The 657-nt window shown below is 35.3% G+C and carries 1 protein-coding gene; it reads right to left on the bottom strand.

The window, feature by feature from the left end; translation table 11 throughout:
- Positions 1 to 58: 58 nt before the first annotated feature.
- Positions 59 to 607: a hypothetical protein gene (locus EQY_RS0123320; RefSeq protein ID WP_000671493.1), complete on the bottom strand. Its 549-nt coding sequence runs from the start codon at positions 605 to 607 to the stop codon at positions 59 to 61.
- Positions 608 to 657 lie beyond the last annotated feature (50 nt).

Here is a 657-nt window from a genome sequence, read left to right as displayed (position 1 = left end):
TAGCAAAGCGTTTACCTACTTCGAGAAAGGCGTGCATCATAAATATCACTGCCTGATTTTACATGTTTTCTTTACAGGAATTGATTGCAGCCTTATATGCTTCCGGAAGGCCATCTAATGGGAAGAATATTTTTTGTGGTTTTTCTTTACTTTCAGTTGGCGGAGTGTACCAAAAAGAAAAACTACCTTTCCCTTTAGATTTTAACAAATCACTAATCTTTAATGAGCTAATAGGACTGAACAAGTAACCTTCATTGATAGATGGGGTTGTTATAGAGTCCTGCTTTTGTTGTCCACTGATTTTATAGCTTACAGGAAGGAACGGTGGTAAATCCATTTGTTTATATCCAATAAAATGATTGACAGTTACATCACCGGGCTCACATTGAGTTAACGGTGATATATCAATAAATAAAGTTGATTTATCCTGCGGCAATTTGGATTCAACACCAATACGATAAGTCATAGTGGTAGGCATGGTAAACTCAGCATAATACCATTTACCAAATTGTTGAATGTCATTCATTCTCTCTGTGGCATCAATTGCATGAGAAACACCAGAAAATAGCAGTGAGCTAATCAAAATCCCTAATGAGTTAAATTTCATAAAATCCTCTTGAGATTAATTATGTCAGAAATACCAATTACTATGACCAG

Source organism: Escherichia sp. TW14182 (genome assembly GCF_000208525.1).
GTDB classification, from domain to species: domain Bacteria; phylum Pseudomonadota; class Gammaproteobacteria; order Enterobacterales; family Enterobacteriaceae; genus Escherichia; species Escherichia ruysiae.
The sequence above is the reverse complement of the archived record's forward strand: the minus strand, read 5'-3'. Positions and strand labels throughout refer to the sequence as shown.